Annotated in this window: 15 protein-coding genes; 8 read left to right on the top strand and 7 right to left on the bottom strand. The window is 73.4% G+C overall.

Translation table 11 applies throughout. The features are described 5' to 3' along the window. Positions 1 to 5 precede the first annotated feature (5 nt). From ACWC1K_RS14100 to ACWC1K_RS14090, 3 genes are all read right to left on the bottom strand, one after another. Positions 6 to 2,570: a cellulosome protein gene (locus ACWC1K_RS14100; protein ID WP_450831220.1), complete on the bottom strand. Its 2,565-nt coding sequence runs from the start codon at positions 2,568 to 2,570 to the stop codon at positions 6 to 8. A gap of 127 nt (positions 2,571 to 2,697) precedes the next feature. Continuing rightward, positions 2,698 to 3,240 (bottom strand): MarR family winged helix-turn-helix transcriptional regulator, encoded by a 543-nt coding sequence (locus ACWC1K_RS14095; RefSeq protein WP_450831218.1) that lies wholly within the window; start codon positions 3,238 to 3,240, stop codon positions 2,698 to 2,700. A gap of 77 nt (positions 3,241 to 3,317) precedes the next feature. Then, complete coding sequence (locus tag ACWC1K_RS14090) at positions 3,318 to 4,943, bottom strand: FUSC family protein (RefSeq protein WP_450831217.1); 1,626 nt, start codon at positions 4,941 to 4,943, stop codon at positions 3,318 to 3,320. A 162-nt stretch (positions 4,944 to 5,105) separates the two neighbouring features. Here ACWC1K_RS14090 and ACWC1K_RS14085 point away from each other — a divergent pair, with 162 nt between their 5' ends. The 3 genes from ACWC1K_RS14085 to ACWC1K_RS14075 are packed head-to-tail and all read left to right on the top strand — an operon-like array spanning position 5,106 to position 7,075. Beyond that, positions 5,106 to 5,654, top strand: coding sequence for a DUF5134 domain-containing protein (locus ACWC1K_RS14085; protein WP_450831215.1), 549 nt, complete (start codon positions 5,106 to 5,108; stop codon positions 5,652 to 5,654). Positions 5,655 to 5,714: 60 nt separating this feature from the next. Beyond that, positions 5,715 to 6,389: a phosphatase PAP2 family protein gene (locus ACWC1K_RS14080; protein ID WP_450831213.1), complete on the top strand. Its 675-nt coding sequence runs from the start codon at positions 5,715 to 5,717 to the stop codon at positions 6,387 to 6,389. Next, positions 6,386 to 7,075 (top strand): HAD family hydrolase, encoded by a 690-nt coding sequence (locus ACWC1K_RS14075; protein WP_450831211.1) that lies wholly within the window; start codon positions 6,386 to 6,388, stop codon positions 7,073 to 7,075. The genes ACWC1K_RS14080 and ACWC1K_RS14075 overlap by 4 nt, the downstream gene beginning before the upstream one ends. A 16-nt stretch (positions 7,076 to 7,091) precedes the next feature. On the opposite strand, the gene ACWC1K_RS14070 is transcribed toward ACWC1K_RS14075, so the two are convergent. Further along, positions 7,092 to 7,340: a DUF2630 family protein gene (locus ACWC1K_RS14070; protein ID WP_450831209.1), complete on the bottom strand. Its 249-nt coding sequence runs from the start codon at positions 7,338 to 7,340 to the stop codon at positions 7,092 to 7,094. A 196-nt stretch (positions 7,341 to 7,536) separates the two neighbouring features. Between ACWC1K_RS14070 and ACWC1K_RS14065 the strand changes: the two genes are divergently transcribed. After that, complete coding sequence (locus ACWC1K_RS14065) at positions 7,537 to 8,226, top strand: TetR/AcrR family transcriptional regulator (RefSeq protein WP_450831208.1); 690 nt, start codon at positions 7,537 to 7,539, stop codon at positions 8,224 to 8,226. On the opposite strand, the gene ACWC1K_RS14060 is transcribed toward ACWC1K_RS14065, so the two are convergent. Then, the gene (locus ACWC1K_RS14060) at positions 8,211 to 8,675 is read right to left on the bottom strand and encodes a DUF6214 family protein (protein WP_450831206.1); all 465 of its coding nucleotides are present in this window, start codon (positions 8,673 to 8,675) and stop codon (positions 8,211 to 8,213) included. The genes ACWC1K_RS14065 and ACWC1K_RS14060 overlap by 16 nt on opposite strands. Before the next feature lie 190 nt (positions 8,676 to 8,865). Between ACWC1K_RS14060 and ACWC1K_RS14055 the strand changes: the two genes are divergently transcribed. Next, on the top strand, positions 8,866 to 10,221 hold the full coding sequence (locus tag ACWC1K_RS14055; RefSeq protein ID WP_450831205.1) for an FAD-dependent oxidoreductase: 1,356 nt from the start codon (positions 8,866 to 8,868) through the stop codon (positions 10,219 to 10,221). A gap of 130 nt (positions 10,222 to 10,351) precedes the next feature. Then, positions 10,352 to 11,737, top strand: a complete 1,386-nt coding sequence (locus tag ACWC1K_RS14050) for a nucleobase:cation symporter-2 family protein (RefSeq protein ID WP_450831203.1) — start codon at positions 10,352 to 10,354, stop codon at positions 11,735 to 11,737. Here ACWC1K_RS14050 and ACWC1K_RS14045 read toward each other — a convergent pair. Further along, positions 11,660 to 12,019 carry an ArsR/SmtB family transcription factor gene (locus ACWC1K_RS14045; protein WP_351463056.1) on the bottom strand — a complete coding sequence of 120 codons (360 nt, stop codon included), beginning with the start codon at positions 12,017 to 12,019 and terminating at the stop codon, positions 11,660 to 11,662. The genes ACWC1K_RS14050 and ACWC1K_RS14045 overlap by 78 nt on opposite strands. A gap of 101 nt (positions 12,020 to 12,120) precedes the next feature. On the opposite strand from ACWC1K_RS14045, the gene ACWC1K_RS14040 reads away from it, so the two are divergent. Next, entirely contained in the window at positions 12,121 to 13,200 is a 1,080-nt protein-coding gene (locus ACWC1K_RS14040; RefSeq protein ID WP_450831202.1) for an NADH:flavin oxidoreductase/NADH oxidase, read from the top strand. A gap of 7 nt (positions 13,201 to 13,207) precedes the next feature. Here ACWC1K_RS14040 and ACWC1K_RS14035 read toward each other — a convergent pair whose 3' ends face one another. After that, positions 13,208 to 17,530, bottom strand: coding sequence for an HAD-IC family P-type ATPase (locus ACWC1K_RS14035; RefSeq protein WP_450831200.1), 4,323 nt, complete (start codon positions 17,528 to 17,530; stop codon positions 13,208 to 13,210). On the opposite strand from ACWC1K_RS14035, the gene ACWC1K_RS14030 reads away from it, so the two are divergent. Further along, positions 17,511 to 18,017, top strand: a complete 507-nt coding sequence (locus ACWC1K_RS14030) for a hypothetical protein (RefSeq protein WP_450831199.1) — start codon at positions 17,511 to 17,513, stop codon at positions 18,015 to 18,017. The two genes, ACWC1K_RS14035 and ACWC1K_RS14030, sit on opposite strands and share 20 nt — an antisense overlap. Positions 18,018 to 18,029 lie beyond the last annotated feature (12 nt).

The raw sequence follows: 18,029 nt of genomic DNA, 5'->3' as shown, positions 1-18,029 counted from the left end.
GCCCGTCACGACAGGGCCCCTTGAGTGAGCGCGGTCACCGTGACCTGGTCGATGACCGGGGCGTACGCCGAGCGCTGGCCGTATGCGTTCTTGGTGTGGCCGTCGAAGTCGGGGAGTTCGTCGGCGGTGAAGGTGAGCGTGTTGGTGCCCTGGTCCAGGGTCACGGGCACGGAGAGGTTCCAGAAGTTGTTGAAGTGGAAGGTGGTGGGGAACAGGACGCGGTGCGGGGCGGCGCCGTTGACGGAGATGTCCGCGTGGCGGCAGACCGGGTCGGGGTTGTAGTGGGTGGCGGGCGCCTGCTCGCCGTTGGAGTAGCGGATGGTGAGCGCGTGGCGTCCGGCGCGCTCGGCGGTCACCGTCAGGGTGAGCGCGTTGTCCGGGCCGGCACCGATGCCGTCGACGGCCTTGCCGCCGGTGGCGTACGCGTGTCCCGTCACCCTCGCGGTGCCGGTCAGGATGCCTTCCTCGGCGGCGAACACCCCCGTGGGCAGCAGCCCGCGGGAGGGGCCGACGCGCAGCCGGTCCACGACCAGGCGGTCCGAGGTCCCGGTGACGGTGACCTTGTTGATGCCGCCGGTCAGGAAGAGCGGGACGGCGCCTCGCTGCACGCGTCCGAGCTCCTCGCCGTTGACCGTGAGCAGACCCTCGCCGGGGCCGAGCAGGTCGACGGTGACCGTCGCCTCGCCGTCGTCGGCCGCGTGCACCCAGAAGGTGACGGTGCCGCCTCGGGGGAGCACGGCGGTGCCGGGGCCGGAGGCGCCGAGGTTGGCGTAGCTCACCTGCGCGCCCGCGTCGAGGGCGGCGAACTCGGCGTCGTACAGGTCCTCCTGGTCGTCGCGCAGCACGAGGTCCAGCTTGTCGACGACCGCGTCCCCCTTGGTCGTACCGAGGTCGGGGTCCCGCGCGGCGAGGGTGATGCGGTGCGGGCCGGCGGTCAGCTCGACCTCGGTGTCGGTGTGGCCCCACACCGCCCACTTGTAGCCGAGCGGCAGCCGCAGTTCACGCGCGTCCTTGCCGTCGACACGCAGGAAGACGTTGGTGGGGCCGTTCTCGCGGACCAGATCGGCCAGGTTGTGGGAGTTGGCGAAGACCCGCAGGTCGTACGTCCCGTCCCGCGGGACCTCGACGTCGAAGGCGAGCACGCCGTCGGAGCCGGTGCGCAGGCCGCCGATGTGGTAGCCGCCGGACGTCGCGAACTTGTCGACGTCGGAGGGGGATCCCTCGGGGCCGTGCTTGACGTAGCCGCCGCCGGTGTACGTGGCGTCCTCGGCCTCGTAGGTCAGCCGCCGGCCCGCCGCGGGCGGCAGCAGCGCGGCGCCGTGCCCGCCGGGGGCCACGATCAGCTGGTAGGCGGACATCTCGTCGAGGTCGGTGAGCGTCAGCGTCACCCGGCCGTCCGTGACGGGCAGTTCGGCGTCGAGCAGCCGCACGGGCTGGGCGCTCGCGCCGACCTGGCCGCTCCAGGCGATCTCCTGGAGGCGTACGTGGACGGTGGCACCGAACAGGTCCGCGTCCACGCCTTCGAGGACGAGGTCCGCGGCGCCGCTCGCGCCGCCGAACAGCACGCGGGCCTGCCGTTTGAGCCGGTCGAGGGTGGCGACGCCCTGCAGCGTGTACTGGACGTTGGGGTGCGGTGCGGTGACCCGGACGGTGTTGCCGGACAGCTGCCCGTAGGCGTTGAACAGCCACCACTGGCCGTTCCCCTTGCCCGCCTCGACCGCCGAGTCGTTGAGGTTTCCTGCGATGTTCCAGTACGCCATGTCGGCGTCGACCTTGGACTCCTCGATCGCTGCGATCCACTGGACCATCTGCCCGGGGACGGACAGATGGTAGTTGTGTGCGTACTCGTTGAGGTTGACGGGCAGGGGTCCGATCCCCAACTCCCGTTCCATCTGCCGGTACTTGGCGACGTTCCTGCGGACCTCGTCCGGCGAGGACAGCTCGTGCCAGGTGATCACGTCGGGGAGCACGCCGTGCTCCCGAGCGAACTGAAGGAAGCCGCGCACCTCCGGATAGAGGATGCAGGTGTTCGGGCCGGCGATGCGCGCCTGGGGGTCCAGGCCCCTGATGAGGTGGTACGCCTGCTGCCAGGCCGTGAAGTAGGGGCCCGGCTCGGTGTGCCAGGAGACCCGGTCGTAGCTCCACTCCCCCGTGCCGAACATGTTGCCCTCGGGCTCGTTGAACGGCACGTACACGACATGGGACTTGAGCGCGCCCAGCGTCTGCCCCTGTGCGACCTGGCGGCGGATGTTCGCCAGGTAGGCGGTGAGCCGTTCCTCGCCGGTGGCGCCCGGCCACTCGTAGGGGAAGCCGCGGTGGATGTCGGTCAGGTAGACGTAGACGTCCTGGCCGCCCGCCGCGACGAAGGACGGCAGGATCTCCAGGGCGTCGGCGCCGGGGTGCTGGATGCCGTCCTGCGCCTTGGTGGTGACCGTGCGGACGTACATGCCCTCGACGACGGCCCGGCTGGGCACGCCGTCGCCGTAGAGGCCGTAGAGCGTGCCGCTCGCGCCGCCGTGGAAGGGGCCGGTCTCCGTGCCCAGATCGACAGTGAGCGTTTCGGCTGTCACAGCATCGCTCTTTCGTTCGGCATGTCGTACGCCAGTCGGTGGTTCGAAGCAGCCTGGTCGAACGTAGGGAGTCGTTGTCGATCACGTCAACGGGCACACGGCCTCCGAAAGTTCCGGAGGCGGCCGTTCAGACGCGGAGCGCGCCCAGGCGGCCTTCGAGCCGGAGGAGCAACTCGCCCAGCAGCCCGGCCAGTTCGCCCTGCTCCGGAGGATCGAGGGCGGCCAGCACGGAGGTCTCGTAGGCCAGCTGCTCGGGGAGGATGCCGTCGACGAGATCGCGGCCGGCGTCCGTGAGGCGGAGGTGGGCGACGCGCCGGTCGCGGGTGTCGCCGCGGCGTTCGACCAGGCCGCGCTCGGTGAGCTGCTTGAGGCGTTTGGTGACGGCGGCACCCGAGGAGAAGGTCTCGCGGGCGAGTTCGCCGGGGGTCAGCTCGTGGCCGGTGCGGCGCAGCGCGCCGAGCAGGTCGAACTCGGGGCGGCTGAGGCCGGCCCGGCGCAGGGGGGCGTCCTCGGCCTGCTGGAGGAGGGCGGCGCAGCGGTTGATGCGGCCGATGATCTCCATCGGGCCGGTGTCGAGGTCGGGGTGGACGGCCTGCCACTGCCGGACGACCGCGGAGACGGTGTCCTCGCCCCTGGTCGTCCCCGCCTGCCGTCCGTTCGCTGCCGTCATGGCCGTACGCCCTCCGCTCTCGCGCTCCGGTGCAGTCCCTGGTGTCTCACAGCCTGTGGCCGGCCCCCGGCCGGGGTTCAGCCGCAGGCTCTTGCCGTCGCCGCGAGCGTACGGTGTCCGGCCTGCTCGGCGCGCACGACCCGCTCCTGGGGCAGGGCGCGCTGCCACCACTCGCCGGACGCGGCGTCGACCGTGGCGCGCAGCTCCGCCAGGGAGACGGCGAGGGAGCGCCGGGCGGCCGCCAGCGCGGCGGGTGCGGGGGCGGGCTCGGCCAGCAGGCGGGCGGTGTGCTCGCGGGCGCGCTCGGCGGCGGCCAGTGCCTGCTCGACGCGGTCGCCTGCGCGGCGGTTGGTGACGGCGACGGCGGCGAGGAGGCCGACCAGGGCGCCGACGAGGGTGTCGACGACCCGCTCGGTGATCAGCCGCCCGGGCTCCTGGAAGCGGGTGAACTCGGTGATGAGCAGGGCCATCGGGGTCACACAGACGCTGCCGAGCCAGTAGTTGCGGCCCATCAGGGCCTCGGCGCCGAAGTTGAAGGCGAGGCAGCACAGCACGAGAGCCGCCGGGCCGAGGTGGGCGAGCGGGACGACAGCGGCGTAGAGCAGTACGCCGACGAGGTTGCCGACGACGCGCTGGACGCCCCGGCTCCAGGTGAGGGTGAGATTGGCCTGGTAGAGGGAGGCGGCGGTGACCAGGGCCCAGTAGGGGCGGCCGATCCCGAGGGCGAGGGCGGTGTAGCCGGCGAGGGCGCAGCCCAGGGCGGTGCGTACGGCGATCGGGGCGAGCGGGCCGAGCCGCTGCCCCAACGGGCGGGGCGGGGCGGCGAGTTCGGCGTCCACGCCGAGGAGTTCGGCGGTGGCCGCCGGGTCGTGGACCTCCGGGACGGGTCCGGTCCCGGTCAGCTCGCCGGCCCAGGTGCGCAGCCGCTCGGGGTCGGTGTCGGCGGGGGCGGCGAGGGCCACTTCGGCGCGGACGACGAGGCGTTCGAGGGCGCGCCGGGTGCGGGTGTCCCGGGTGGACAGGAGCGACTGCCAGGCGGCCTGGACGGCGGCGGCCGCCGCGGCACGGGTCCGGGCGTGGCCGGCGCCGGTGCCGCGGGTGACGGCGTAGGTGGCAGCGGCCCTCAGGGCGGCCGCGGTGGCCCGGCGCTCGGGTCCGTGCGGGCGCAGCAGCCCGGGGGCCATGCCGACCACCCAGGCCCAGCCGCCCGCGGCGAGCGCCGGCGCGAGATGGGCGGGGACCTGACCGAGGGTCTGCGGGGCGAAGAGGGACGCGGAGGTGAGGAACGTCGGGACGACATTGCCGGGCGGGCCGATGCGGGTCGCGTCGCACAGCGCCTTCTGCAGGGCGGCCAGCAGCGCGCCGACCGTGACCAGCACGACGGCGCTGCCGGTGAGCGAGGCGGCGACCAGGGAGACGGCGAGACCGCCGACCATGCCGAGGACGACCCAGGCCAGGGCGCGGGCCCGGGCGGCGTAGGGGCGGTGGTGGGCGTACAGCGCGCACAGCGACCCGGCCATCGTGTACATCGCCAGGTCGAGCCGGCCGAGGGCCAGCAGCGTCAGATTGGGCGGCGCCACCGAGGCGACCACGCTCAGCGCGGGCTTGAACCAGATGTCCGCGGGGCGGCCCACACGCAGCACACCGGCCAGCGGGAGACGGCGGGCATGTGGAGGGGCGGGGGCGGGGGTCACACGGTTCACGGTCGTGAGCTTAGCAGGTGTTTTACCAGTAAAAGATTCAGAAGGGCGCAGTCACCTGCTGTGCTCCGGCGAATGCTCCCCGTGTACATCCTTGCGCTTGCGTGCGCGCCGCGTGCTGCGGGCAACCACCGACTGTCGACACCGTCGAGCGGGGAGGTGCGCGTGCACGGACCGGCTTCGCCCGGCTGGCTGCTGGTCGCGCTGTGCGCGGCGACCGGGGCCTACTGCCTGCTGCGGATGCGCAGCGCGGTCGAGGAGCAGCGCCGGTCCGCGGGCGGCGAGGCTCTGATGGGTTTCGGCATGGCCGCGATGGCCGTACCGGCGGCGGCCTTCAGCCCGCCGGCATGGGCCTGGCCCGGCTGCGCGGCCCTCTTCGGCGCCGCGGCGCTGCGCGCCCTGTGGGCGGCGCGGACGAACAAGCATCATCTGCACCACCTGGTGGGCACCTCGGCCATGGTCTACATGGCGCTCGTGATGGCGGCCACTCCGGGACACCATGCCGGGCACGCGGGTTCGGGCGGAGTCCCGCTGGTGACCGGGGTGCTGCTGCTCTACTTCACGGGATTCGTGCTGCTGTCCGGTGTCCGGCTGATGCCGGTCGTGGCCACGGCCGGCGGCGGACGCGTGGGCTGGGGCGATCGTCCGGAGCTGGCGCGGGCGTGCCGGCTGTCGATGGGGATCGCGATGGTGGCGATGCTGATCACGCTGTGAGGCGGACTGCGCCGACCCGGGCATTGGCCTCGCGCCCCACCGGTCGGCGAGGATCGCTGCATGCATTCCCCGCCCGTCGACTCACCGCCCCGCCCGCCGGACCACCGCACGCCCACCCGCGCCGCGGCCGCCCTCGCTGTGTGCTCCGCGCTGCTGCTCACCCTGGTCGCCGTCAAGTGGCACCCGTTGATCGGCGTCGACGGCGACATCGCCCGCACCACCCACCGCTGGGCCGTCGACGAATCCGGCCTCACCCACACCTTCCGCGTCCTGACGGACTGGGTCTGGGACCCCTGGACGATGCGTCTGGTGTGCGCGACCGTCGCGGTGTGGCTGGCATGGCGGCGCTCGGCCTGGTGGACGGCACTGTGGCTGGCGGCCACCTGCGCCCTGGGCAGCCTGCTGCAACAGGCGCTCAAGGCCGCGGTCGACCGCCCGCGCCCCGTCTGGCCCGACCCCGTCGACTCGGCGAGTTACGCGGCCTTCCCCTCGGGTCACGCGATGACCGCCACGATCGTCTGCGGCCTCCTGCTGTGGCTCCTGCACCGCCACGGCCCCGGCCGCGCCGTATGGCGCACGGCGCTGGCCGTGGGGGTGGTCTCCGTGCTCGGGGTGGGCCTCACACGCGTCTGGCTGGGCGTGCACTGGCCCTCCGACGTGCTGGGCGGCTGGCTGCTGGGGGCGATGCTGGTGGCGCTGGCCGTGGTGGTCCACCAACGTAGGATCCGCTCATGACGGCCGTCCTGTTCGACTTCTCCGGCACCCTCTTCCGCATCGAGTCCACCGCGTCCTGGCTGCGTGCCGTGCTGGACGAGGCCGACATCACGCTGCCGGAGCCGGAGTTGGCGCAGGCGGCGAAGGCGCTGGAGGTGGCGGGAGCCCTGCCCGGCGGGGCGAATCCGGAGCGACTGCCCGAGGAACTCACCGAGGTGTGGCGGATCCGGGACCAGAGCGCCGAACTGCACCGGGCGGCCTACACGGGGCTGTCCCGCCAAGTAGCGCTTCCCGACCCGGCATTGCACGACGCGCTGTACGACCGGCACAGGACGCCGGCCGCGTGGACGCCGTACCCCGACGCCGCCGAGGTACTGTCCGCGCTGCGCGAGCGTGGGATCGGCATCGGGGTGGTCAGCAACATCGGCTGGGATCTGCGCCCGGTCTTCCGCGAGCACGGTCTCGACCGGTATGTGGACGCGTATGTCCTGTCGTACGAGCACGGCATCCAGAAGCCCGACCCGCGGCTGTTCGCGGTGGCCTGCGAGGCGCTCGGGGCCGATCCGAGCGAGACCCTGATGGTCGGCGACGACCGGCGCGCGGACGGCGGTGCGGCGGCCCTGGGGTGCCGGGTGCACCTGGTGGACCATCTGCCGGCGGCCGAGCGGCCGGACGGGCTGCGTCCGGTGCTGGAGCTGGCGGGCTGACCGCCGGGCCGCCCGGTCAGCCCCGATAGCCCTCGACCTGCGAGGAGGGCCGTACCTGCGCGTCGTCCGGGTTCTCCCCGAACTCGGCCTTCGCGCGCCGCTGCCGCAACAGGTCCCAGCACTGGTCGAGTTCGCGCTCCAGCACGCCGAGTCGCCGGTGTTCCGTCGCGCCGTCGATCTCGCCGGAAGCGAGGGACTCACGGAGCTTGCGCTCGTCCTCGACCATCTCCGTGATCCTGGCCAGGATCTGCTGGTCCTGTTCCATGTTCCGGCCCTCCAGACACACGCCGAGCGGCCCGGAAAGTAGCCTGAGGACACCTTCAGGGCGATGAGGCCGCCCGCCTCGGACGATCCCCCGCGTCGCCCGAAGCAGACGGCAGCCCTGACCAGCCCCTACGGAGCTCCGATCAGGACGTTCTGAGTATAGTTGGCTGGCAGCCAGTCAACGCAGGAGTTACAGCATGTCCCCGCGCAGCGCCTCGGTCAATGAAGAGTTGCGGAGACGTTCCCGGGAGCGGCTCCTGCAGGCCGCCGTCGAACTCGTCGGCGAGCGGGGCTACGAGGCGACGACCCTCGGCGACATCGCCGACAGAGCGGGCTCGGCACGCGGCCTCGTGTCGTACTACTTCCCGGGAAAACGCCAGCTCGTGCAGTCCGCGGTACACCGGCTGATGCATCGCACGCTGGAGGAGGCGGTGGAGCGCGAGCCGCGCACCGAGGACGGCCGGGAGCGGATGGCGCGGGCCATCGACGCGATTCTGGGGCTGGCCCGGGACCGGCCCGTGCTGATGCGCCAGCACATGGCGGGACTGCTGCAGGCGGAGGGCTTCGTGCAGTGCCCGGAGCAGCAGCGCCTCGCCGAGGTACTGCGGGACGTCGTCGCCCGCAACGGGGCGCGGGACGTCGACGTGGACTACCCGTTGCTGCGTTCCGTGCTGATGGGTGCCGTCTACGCGATGGTGCTGCCGAACGTGCCGATGCCGATCACGACCCTGCGGGCCGAGCTGTTCGAGCGCTACCGGCTCGACTGGGAGATGGGCGTGCCGCCGGACGCCGAGGCGGCCTCCGGCGCGACGTGCGAGACGGATCTCTCACGGTTCTTCGCGACCGGCGAGGAGCCCGGGCCCGAGACCGGTCAGCGCCGCGCGTGACGGGGCGACAGAAACCCCGAGTCACGCGCCTGCGAGATCAGTCTGAGTGACTTGCGGCGGCTGTGGCCGGTCGCGCACATCACCGCGAGAACGGGGTCGAAACCCCCTTCCTGCGCCGCGCGGTACTCCTGGGCGACGAGCCAGCGGCCCTCGACGCCCGCGGGCCACGCGGGCCGGGCCCGCCGGGGCACGGCGGATCCGCCGCCCGCGGCCGGATCCGGCCCGGGGCCGCACGCCTCGAAGAGCGGCTCCTCGATCCACTCGGCGAGTTCCGCGAGGTCGTGCAGGGACAGGGCCGGCTGGGAGCGGACCTCCTCCAGCGAGGCACAGCCCTCGCAGACCACGGCGAGCGCGTCGATCCGGGCACCGTCGGTGAACGCAAGCCGGACGGTGAACCACGAGGTGGCGCGCTCGTCCTCCCGCACTTCCCACGCGGGCCATACGGACACCGTGCCGTCCGTCGGACAACGATCAGAAAGATTAAGAAAGGATGCGTCTAGCACACGCGGAACGTAACCACTTGATCACACTCAGCAAGGTCGGACACGCACGTCGATACCGCGCCTGCACCCTGTCAGCGGAGCACCGGCGGTGCGATGCTGGAGCCGTCAGCGATCTCCTGTCGTAAGGAGTTCCGCCGTGCTGCGTGTCGCCGTCGTCGGTTCCGGGCCGAGCGGGGTCTACACCGCCCAGAACCTCGTCCAGCTGGACTCCGGGGTGCTCGTCGACGTACTGGACCGGCTGCCGTGCCCCTACGGCCTGGTGCGCTACGGCGTCGCGCCGGACCACGAGAAGATCAAGTCGTTGCAGAACAACCTGCGTACCGTGCTGGAGCACGAGCGGGTGCGGTTCCTCGGCGGCGTCCGGATCGGCCCCGGCGGGCTGCCGGCCGCCCGGCTGCGCGAGCTGTACCACGCGGTCGTGTACTGCGTGGGTGCCGCCACCGACCGGCACCTGGGGATCCCGGGCGAGGACCTGCCGGGCAGCTGGTCGGCGACGCAGTTCGTGTCCTGGTACAGCGCCCATCCGGACTCCACCGACGACGGCTTCGTACGCGACGCCCGCTCCGCCGTGGTCATCGGCGCGGGGAACGTCGCGGTGGACGTCACGCGGATGCTGGCCCGGGGCCCGGCGGAGCTGAGCCCGACCGACATGCCGCAGGCGGCGCTCGGCGCGCTGGCCGCGAGCCGGGTGCGCGACATCCACATGGTGGGCCGCCGCGGCCCCTCCCAGGCCCGGTTCACGACCAAGGAACTGCGCGAGCTGGGCGGCCTCCCGGACACCGGCCTCGCCGTGGATGCGACGGAGTTGGAGCTCGATCCGGGTTACGTGGACCCCGCCGCGCTGCCCGCGGTCCAGCGCCGCAACGTGGACGTGCTGCGCGGCTGGGCCCAGGCGCCGCCCCAGGACGCTCCGCGCCGCATCCGGCTGCGCTTCTTCCTGCGCACGGTCGAACTGCTCGCCGACGGCGACCGGGTGGGCGCGGTGCGCTTCGAGCGGACGGAGCCCGACGGGCAGGGCGGAGTGAGGGGCACGGGATGCTACGAGGACATCGTGGCTCAGTTGGTGCTGCGTTCGGTGGGCTATCGCGGGGTGCCGCTGGAGGGGCTGCCCTTCGACACGGCGGGCGGCACCGTGCCGCATCTGGCCGGCCGCGTCCTGCGCGCGGGCGTGGTCGCGCCGGGCGAGTACGTGGCCGGCTGGATCAAGCGCGGCCCGACGGGCGTCATCGGCACCAACCGTCCGTGCGCCAAGGAGACGGTGCTGTCGCTGCTCGAGGACGCCCCCGTGCTCGTACGCAAGGAGCTCCCGGAGGATCCGCTCGCGGCGCTGCGCGCCGAGGGGATCGAACCGGTCTCATGGGCGGGCTGGCAGGCCATCGAGCGGGCCGAGGCGAGCCTCGGAGCCTCGCTCGGGCGCGGTGTCGTCAAGCTGGCGGACTGGGAGTCGCTGCTGGCGGCGGCGCGGGAGGCGGGCTCGCAGCAGGCGTCGTAGCAGAGTCGAACGGCGCCCAGTGGGCAGGACACAGATCGGCAACAACCCGGAAATCAACAAACTGTTCAAGCCCCTTACGGTCTCGTGCTGTTCGGATGTCCCCCTCCCCCGCCGCCGCTCTGGAGTGCCCATGGCCACGCCCACCCCCGTCCATCCCGTCGACGAGGTCCCACCCGTACGGCAGTTGGCCGCCTTCGGTCTGCAGCACGTGCTCGCGATGTACGCGGGCGCGGTGGCGGTGCCGCTGATCGTGGGCGGTGCGATGAAGCTGTCGCCCGCGGACCTGGCGTACCTGATCACGGCGGATCTGCTGGTGTGCGGGATCGCCACGCTCATCCAGTGCGTGGGCTTCTGGCGGTTCGGGGTGCGGCTGCCGATCATGCAGGGCTGCACGTTCGCCGCGGTGTCGCCGATGGTGCTGATCGGGACGACGGGCGGCGGGCTGCCCGCGATCTACGGGTCGGTGATCGTCGCCGGGCTTGCGATCGTGCTGCTCGCTCCGGTCTTCGGCAGGCTGCTGCGCTTCTTCCCGCCGCTGGTCACCGGCACCGTCATCCTGATCATCGGGGTGTCGCTGCTGCCGGTCGCGGGCAACTGGGCCGCGGGCGGGGTCGGTGCGAAGGACTTCGGGGAGCCGAAGAACCTGGGTCTCGCCCTCTTCGTACTGCTGGTGGTGCTGGGTGTGCAGAGGTTCGCGCCGGCCTTTCTCAGCCGGATCGCGGTGCTGATCGGCATCGCGGTGGGCCTGGCGGTGGCGGTCCCCTTCGGGTTCACGGACTTCAGCGGCGTCGGCGACGCCCACTGGCTGGGCATCAGCACGCCGTTCCACTTCGGGGCGCCCACCTTCCACGCGTCGGCCATCATTTCGATGCTGGTCGTGGCGCTGGTGACGATGACCGAGACGACCGGCGACCTGATCGCGGTCGGGGAGATGACCGGACGCGGGGTCGAGCCGCGTTCACTGGCGGACGGTCTGCGCGCCGACGGTCTGTCGACCGTGCTGGGCGGCGTCTTCAACACCTTCCCGTACACGGCGTACGCGCAGAACGTGGGCCTCGTCGGAATGACCCGGGTGCGCAGCCGCTGGGTGGTGGCCACCGCGGGCGGCATCCTCGTCCTGCTCGGCCTGCTGCCCAAGCTGGGCGCGGTGGTCGCCGCGATACCCGCACCGGTGCTGGGCGGGGCGGGTCTGGTGATGTTCGGGACGGTGGCCGCGAGCGGACTCAGGACCCTCGCCCGGGTGGACTTCAAGGACAACCACAACCTCACGGTCGTGGCGGTGTCGGTGGCCGTGGGCATGCTGCCGGTCGGCGTCCCGACGGCCTACGCGAAGTTCCCGGACTGGTTCCAGACGGTGATGAACAGCGGGATCAGCGCGGGCTGCCTGACGGCGATCCTGCTGAACCTGCTCTTCAACCACCTTCCCTCGAAGGCGGCTTCAGCCGCCGAGGCGGACGGCCTGCCGAGCGGCGGCGGCGAGCAGGCTGTCGAGCAGCCCCGGGAAGAGATCGTCTAGGTCCTCCCGGCGCAGGCCGTTCATCTTGGCCGTGCCCCGGTAGCACTGCCGGACCACCCCCGCCTCGCGCAGCACCCGGAAGTGGTGCGTGGACGTGGACTTGGTGACCGGCAGGTCGAAGTGCGAACACGTGAGCTCGTCGCGCTCCGCGGCGAGCTCCCGCACGATCTGCAGCCGCATGGGGTCGGAGAGCGCGTGCAGCACGGCCTCCAGCCGGATCTCGGCACGCGCGGGGTGCGGCAGATCACGGCCGGCGGCGGGGGCGGGGGCAGGGGTACTCACACCGCCCATTGTACGAGAGGTGTCGTAGTTTGACATCTCCCGTACTACGATGCCTATCGTACGAGCCGTCCTTCGGTCCCGCGAGAACGGAGCAGCTCCCCATGAGCGCCCTTTTCCAGCCCTTCACCCTGCGCGACGTGACCATCCCGAACCGGGTCTGGATGCCCCCGATGTGCCAGTACTCGGCCGCCCCCGAGGGCCCGGAGACCGGGGCGCCGAACGACTGGCACTTCGCGCACTACGCGGCGCGCGCGGCCGGCGGCACCGGGCTGATCATCGTCGAGGCCACCGGCGTCTCGCCCGAGGGCCGCATCTCGCCCTACGACCTCGGCATCTGGAACGACACCCAGGTCGAGGCCTTCCGCCGCATCACGCGTTTCCTCGTCTCACAGGGCACGGTGCCGGCAATCCAGCTGGCCCACGCCGGCCGCAAGGCCTCGACCGACCGACCGTGGAAGGGCGGCGCGCCGGTCGGTGCGGACGCACACGGGTGGCGGGCGCTCGCGCCCAGCGCGGTCGCGTTCGACGAACGTCATGCCGTGCCGACCGAATTGACGACCGAACAGATCAAGGAGGTCGTCGGTCAGTTCGCGGACGCCGCCCGTCGGGCCCTGGCCGCCGGTTTCGAGGTCGCCGAGATCCACGGCGCCCACGGCTACCTGATCAACGAGTTCCTCTCCCCGCACTCCAACCACCGCACCGACGCCTACGGCGGCTCGTACGAGAACCGCACCCGCTTCGCCCTCGACGTCGTGGACGCCGTACGGGAGGTGTGGCCCGACGACAAGCCGCTGTTCTTCCGCATCTCGGCCACCGACTGGCTGGAGGAGGGAGGCTGGACGGCCGACGACACCGTCCGCCTCGCCGCCGACCTCAAGGCCCACGGCATCGACCTCCTTGACGTGTCCACCGGCGGCAACGCGTCGGGCGTCCGCATTCCCGTCGGCCCCGGCTACCAGGTTCCCTTCGCCGCCCGGGTGAAGGCCGAGACGGCGATGCCGGTCGCCGCGGTGGGGCTCATCACCGATGCAGAGCAGGCCGAGAAGATCCTCGCCAACGGGGAGGCGGACGCGGTGCTGCTCGGTCGGGAACTGCTGCGCAGCCCGTCGTGGGCGCGACACGCCGCGCGGGAGCTCGGCGGGGACGTGCACGTGCCCGACCAGTACCACCGGTCCGTCTGAGCCGCCCTCACCGCATCCCGGCCGGCACATGGCGGAGCACGGCCCGCTCCACGTGCGGCACCGCTCGCTGGCCGGCCACCGCGACCGCGATCGCCGCGGCGACGCCGGTCCAGGCGAGCGGGCCGAGCGGGGTGCAGCCGAAGAGCCGGCTGACGCCCGGGGTCTCCACGACGGCGAACAGGGCGGCCGCCGAGCCGAGAGCGGTGGCCGCCACCAGCGGGCTGCCTCGGCGGTCGGCCAGTGTCTGGGCGAGCTGGGTGCCGACGAGGGCACACAGCGCCATCGTGGCGGAGCGCCGGGCGGTGCCCGGTGTGAAGCGGCCGAACAGCCAGGCCGTGGTCGCGCCCAGGGTGGTGGTGAGGGCACGGTGGCGGATCTTGCGCATCAGGGGGGCGCCGAGAAGTGAGGTACCCAGTGGCTCGGTCCCTTCGGTGCCGTTCCCGCCGTCCGGCGAGTCGGGGTGCCGGTCCCCCGACGCCTGCGGGGTCACCGACACCGCCATCGCCGGGAACAGGTCCGTGAGCAGGTTCACCAGCAGCATCTGACGGGTGGACAGGGGTGCCGCGCCCGCCAGCAGCGTGCCCAGGATGCCGAAACCCACCTCGCCCGCGTTGCCGCCGATCAGGATGGTGGTGGCGTCGGCGACGCTGTGCCACAGGGCCCGTCCCTCGGCGACCGCCTCGATGAGGACCGTGAGGTCGTCGACGGTCAGGACGAGGTCGGCCGCATTGCGGGCGGCCGCCGAGCCTCGGGCGCTGATGCCCACACCGATGTCGGCGGCGCGGATGGCCGCGGCGTCGTTGGCGCCGTCGCCGACCATCCCGACCACCCGGCCCGCGTCCCGCAGCGCCTCGACCACCTGGAGCTTCTGCTCGGGCGCGACCCGGGCCACGACGCCCATGTCGCGCAGCATCCGGGCGCGCGCCTCCCGGTCCGCGGACGCCAGTTCGTCGCCCGTGACCACGCCGGTGTCCTCCGGCCAGCCCAGGTCGGCGGCGATGGCCCGAGCGGTCTGCGGGTGGTCGCCGGTCAGCACGATGGGGCGTACGCCTGCCGCCCGCAAGCCCTGGACCAGGGCGGTGGAGGTGTCACGCGGTACGTCGGCGAACGCGAGCAGCCCGGTGAACTCCAGCTCGCCCAGGGGCTGTTCGATGATCTCCGACGCCTGGTCCGCGCTGTCGAGGCGGCGCCGGGCCACGGCCAGGACGCGCAGTCCGTCGCCGGCGAGGGCCTGCGCCGCGTCCGAGGCTTCCGGGGACAGGCCGGGGCAGGCGGGGAGCACGGTCTCCGGGGCACCCTTGACGACGAATTGGGGGGCGCCGTCCTCCGCCCGGCCGACGGCGGCGGCATATCCGCGGCCGGCCTCGAAGGGCAGCCCCGCGGTCTGTGTCCACTGCTCGTCGGGGGGCGCCGCGTCCAGGACGGCCTCGTCGGTGGCGTGCACGGGCCGTTCCGTGCCGCCGTTCAGCCGGGGGCACGCGCGGGCCGCGGTCCGCAGCGTCGTGTCGACCGCCTCGTCGTCCGGCGCATGGGCGGTGCCGCCCGCGTCGCTCACCCGCACCAGGCGTAGCCGGTTCTCGGTGAGGGTGCCCGTCTTGTCGAAACAGATGGTGTCCATCCGCCCCAGCGCCTCCAGGGTGCGCGGGGTGCGGACGAGGACGCCGCGGCCGCTGAGCCGGCGGGCGGCCGCCATCTGCGCGACGGTGGCGACCAGCGGCAGTCCTTCGGGGACGGCGGCCACGGCCACCGCCACGCCGCCGCTCACCGCACGCCGGACGGGGGTGCCGCGCAGCAGCGCGAGTGCGGTCACCGCGGCCCCGCCCGCCAGCGTCAACGGCAGTTCCTTGTTGGTGAGTTCCCGCAGCCTGGCCTGCATCCCGCCGGCCGGCGGCGTGCGGGCGGCGAGGTGGACGGCCCGGGCGGCCTCGGTACGGTCGCCGGTGTCCACCACGACGGCCCGGGCCTGTCCGGCCACCAGGGTGGTGCCCTCGAACACCATGCAGTGCCGGTCCGGCACGGCGGCGTGCGGTGTCGGGTCGGTGCCCTTGTCGGCCGGGAGTGACTCTCCCGTGAGCGCGGACTCGTCCACCTCCAGACCGTCCGCCCACAGGAGGCGCGCATCGGCGGGTACGACATCGTCGGCCCGGAGTTCGATCACATCACCGGGCGTGAGCCTGGCGGCGTCCACGAGGTGCGGCTCGGCCGACGTCTCCTCCTGCGTGACCCGTGCCTTCGGTTTCTGTTCGGCCAGCAGCTTGGACAGGGCTCGCTCGGCCCGCAGCCGCTGGACGCCGCCCACGAGGGCGTTCAGATCGAGCGCGCCGACCACCAGCAGGGCGTCCACGACGGAGCCGAGGATCGCCTCGGCGGCCGAGCCGACCGCCAGCACCGGGGTCAGCGGATCGTCGAGTTCGCGGCGCACGGCCCGGGCGAGCTCCACGGGCCCGCGGACCGGCGCCAGCACGGGCTGCCGGCCCAGGGTGCGGATCGCCGTACGCGCCCGGTCCGTGAGCTGCTCGGCGAAGTCCGGCTCCGGTGCCGTCTCGTGCTCCAGCCGGTCACGCACCTCGGTCGGCCGCAGTGCGTGCCAGGCCACGCGCGGCCGGGGGCGCGGCGCGCGGGCCGCCGCCACAGCGAGGGCCGCCCGGGCCCCGCTCAGCAGGGCCCAGGCCGCGCTCACGTCGACCGGTGTGTGCCGCAGGCCCGGCCAGGGGGTGGGGCGCCCGCGCCGGGACTCGCCGATGGCCACGAGGAGCCCGGACAGCGTGGCACCGGACCGTGCGAGCGTCTGCGACCTGCGGCCCACCGCACGCGCGGCCGGGACCGCGGTCAGCAGCCGCCACACGTCGACGAGGCCGTGCAGGGCCAGGACGTCCGCGTCCCACAGGACGGCACTGTCGCCGTCGCTGACGGCGAGGGCCACGTCTCCGGCGAGCAGCCCGGTCAGGACGTCGTCGTCGGAGGCCGTCGGCCGGGCGACCGTGACGACGACGGCGCCCTCGTCCCGCAGTGCGTTCACCACCTCGGAGAGCGGTCGCTCGGCGCTCACCACCTGGTCGACGAGGCTCGTGAAGTCGGCCAGGGCCGGGTCGTCCACCAGCACCACCCGCAGCCGGGCGCGTCGTGCCACGTCCAGTACGGCCTCGGCCCACGGGTCGGCGCCCTCGCCCGGGGCCCGCAGCGCGCTCGGGTGCAGGACGACCGTGTCGGCCATCTCCAGCTGCCGCAGCCGTTCGGTGTCCCGTACCAGCACGCCCGCGCGGGACAGCGCGCCGCTCAGGACGGCGTGGAAGGCGGCGGGCCCGTAGCGCGCGGCCTTGGGGGAGCCCGCCAGCACCGCCTCCGCCGCCTCCCTGCCGTCGTGCTTGACCAGCAGCATGGCAGCGGCGCCGAGCACACTGCCGGTCTCCGCCTTCCCGGCGTACTCCTGGGCCGGGGAGGTGCGCAGCGGCGGGCGCGGACCGCGGTCCCCCGCGGCGATGCTGTCCCGCTCCGGTACGCAGACCCGGTCGTGGACGGCGTCGAACGCAGCCGTGCGGGCCACGGTCTCGGCGAGCTGGAGGGCACGCAACGCGCCGTCGAGGACCAGAGCTGTCGGGGTCCGGCCCGCGCCGTGGGCGGCCGCGTTGGCGACCGCCAGCGCCAGGTCCATGCGGGACCGGCCGATGCGGGCCCGCAGCCAGCCGCGGAAGCGGGGGTTCTCCCGCACCATGGTGACCAGCGCGGTCACCGCCCGCGGCGAAGTCGGCAGCCGCAGGCCGTAGCCGATCAGTGCGGCCGCGATGCCCGCCCCGTCGACCGCGAGCGCGGTCGCCGCGGCCCGTACGCCGGCGGGGTCGGCCGGGTGCGGGACGTCGTCGACCAGCTCGTCGGTCTGCGCCAGACCGTGCCGGGCCGCGAGTTCGGCCGCCTTCTCCACGACCCGGTCGGTGAGGGCCTCCTCGGTCGCGGTCACCACGAGCCGTCGCAGTCCGCCGTCCCAGTAGGCGAGGGCCACGTCCGGCCGCTCGGCCAGGGCCTTGGCGACCCGGCGCGCCGCATGCTCCGCACCGCCCGCCCGCCGTATCCGGTCCGGCTCGGCGGGCCGCAGCGCGAGGTGCGCCCGGGCTCCGGCCCGCCAGGGATGCGGGGCGAGCGGCAGGGCATTGCGGGCGACCCGTGCGACGCGCACGGCGGCGTCCGCACCTCGTACCCCGGCCCGCGCCGTTCCTGCGACCGCTCCGGCGGCGACACCCACCGCGGGAGCGGCTCCTGAGGCGAGCAGCCGGGGGCCGGCCGACACGAGGCCGACGGCGGCGTTCGCCGGGCGCGTGAGCAGTTGCAGAACCATCTCTCACCCTCAGCCGATTGCGCTGCTGCGGCGGGCCGTCGAGCCGGTGCCGCACGGGCGCCGGATCGCCGTGTACACCGGAGCCGGGCTGCTCGGCGTCGCCGGTGTCGTCGAGTGGCCGGGCGCCCTGACCGGAGCAGCCGTGGCCTGGCTGACCCAGCCGAAGCCGCAGGACCAGCAGGGCACATCCAACGGGAGCGGGCGCACCACGTCCGGCACCCGCGGCACGGCGGCCGCGACACAGACCAAGAAGTCCACGGCGCCGGCCAAGGAGGCCACGGCCCGCGAGACGGCTCCGATCCGCTCCGGGGCTCCCGCACCGGGCACCCTGCGCGGTGCCGAGGCCGCGGTCCGCAGCGGCTCGAACACAGCCGTCGACGCTTGCTGCGTGTCCATAGCTCTCTTCACCTCGTACGACGTCGCCGTTCGCGTGCGCACCGGGTTCCCGCGAAACGCGACGTCACCCGCCCTCCGGGTGCCGAGATGACATTCCTCCCGG

The sequence above is a fragment of the Streptomyces sp. NPDC001492 genome, from assembly GCF_053597275.1.
This window is presented reverse-complemented; position numbering and strand designations above follow the sequence as displayed.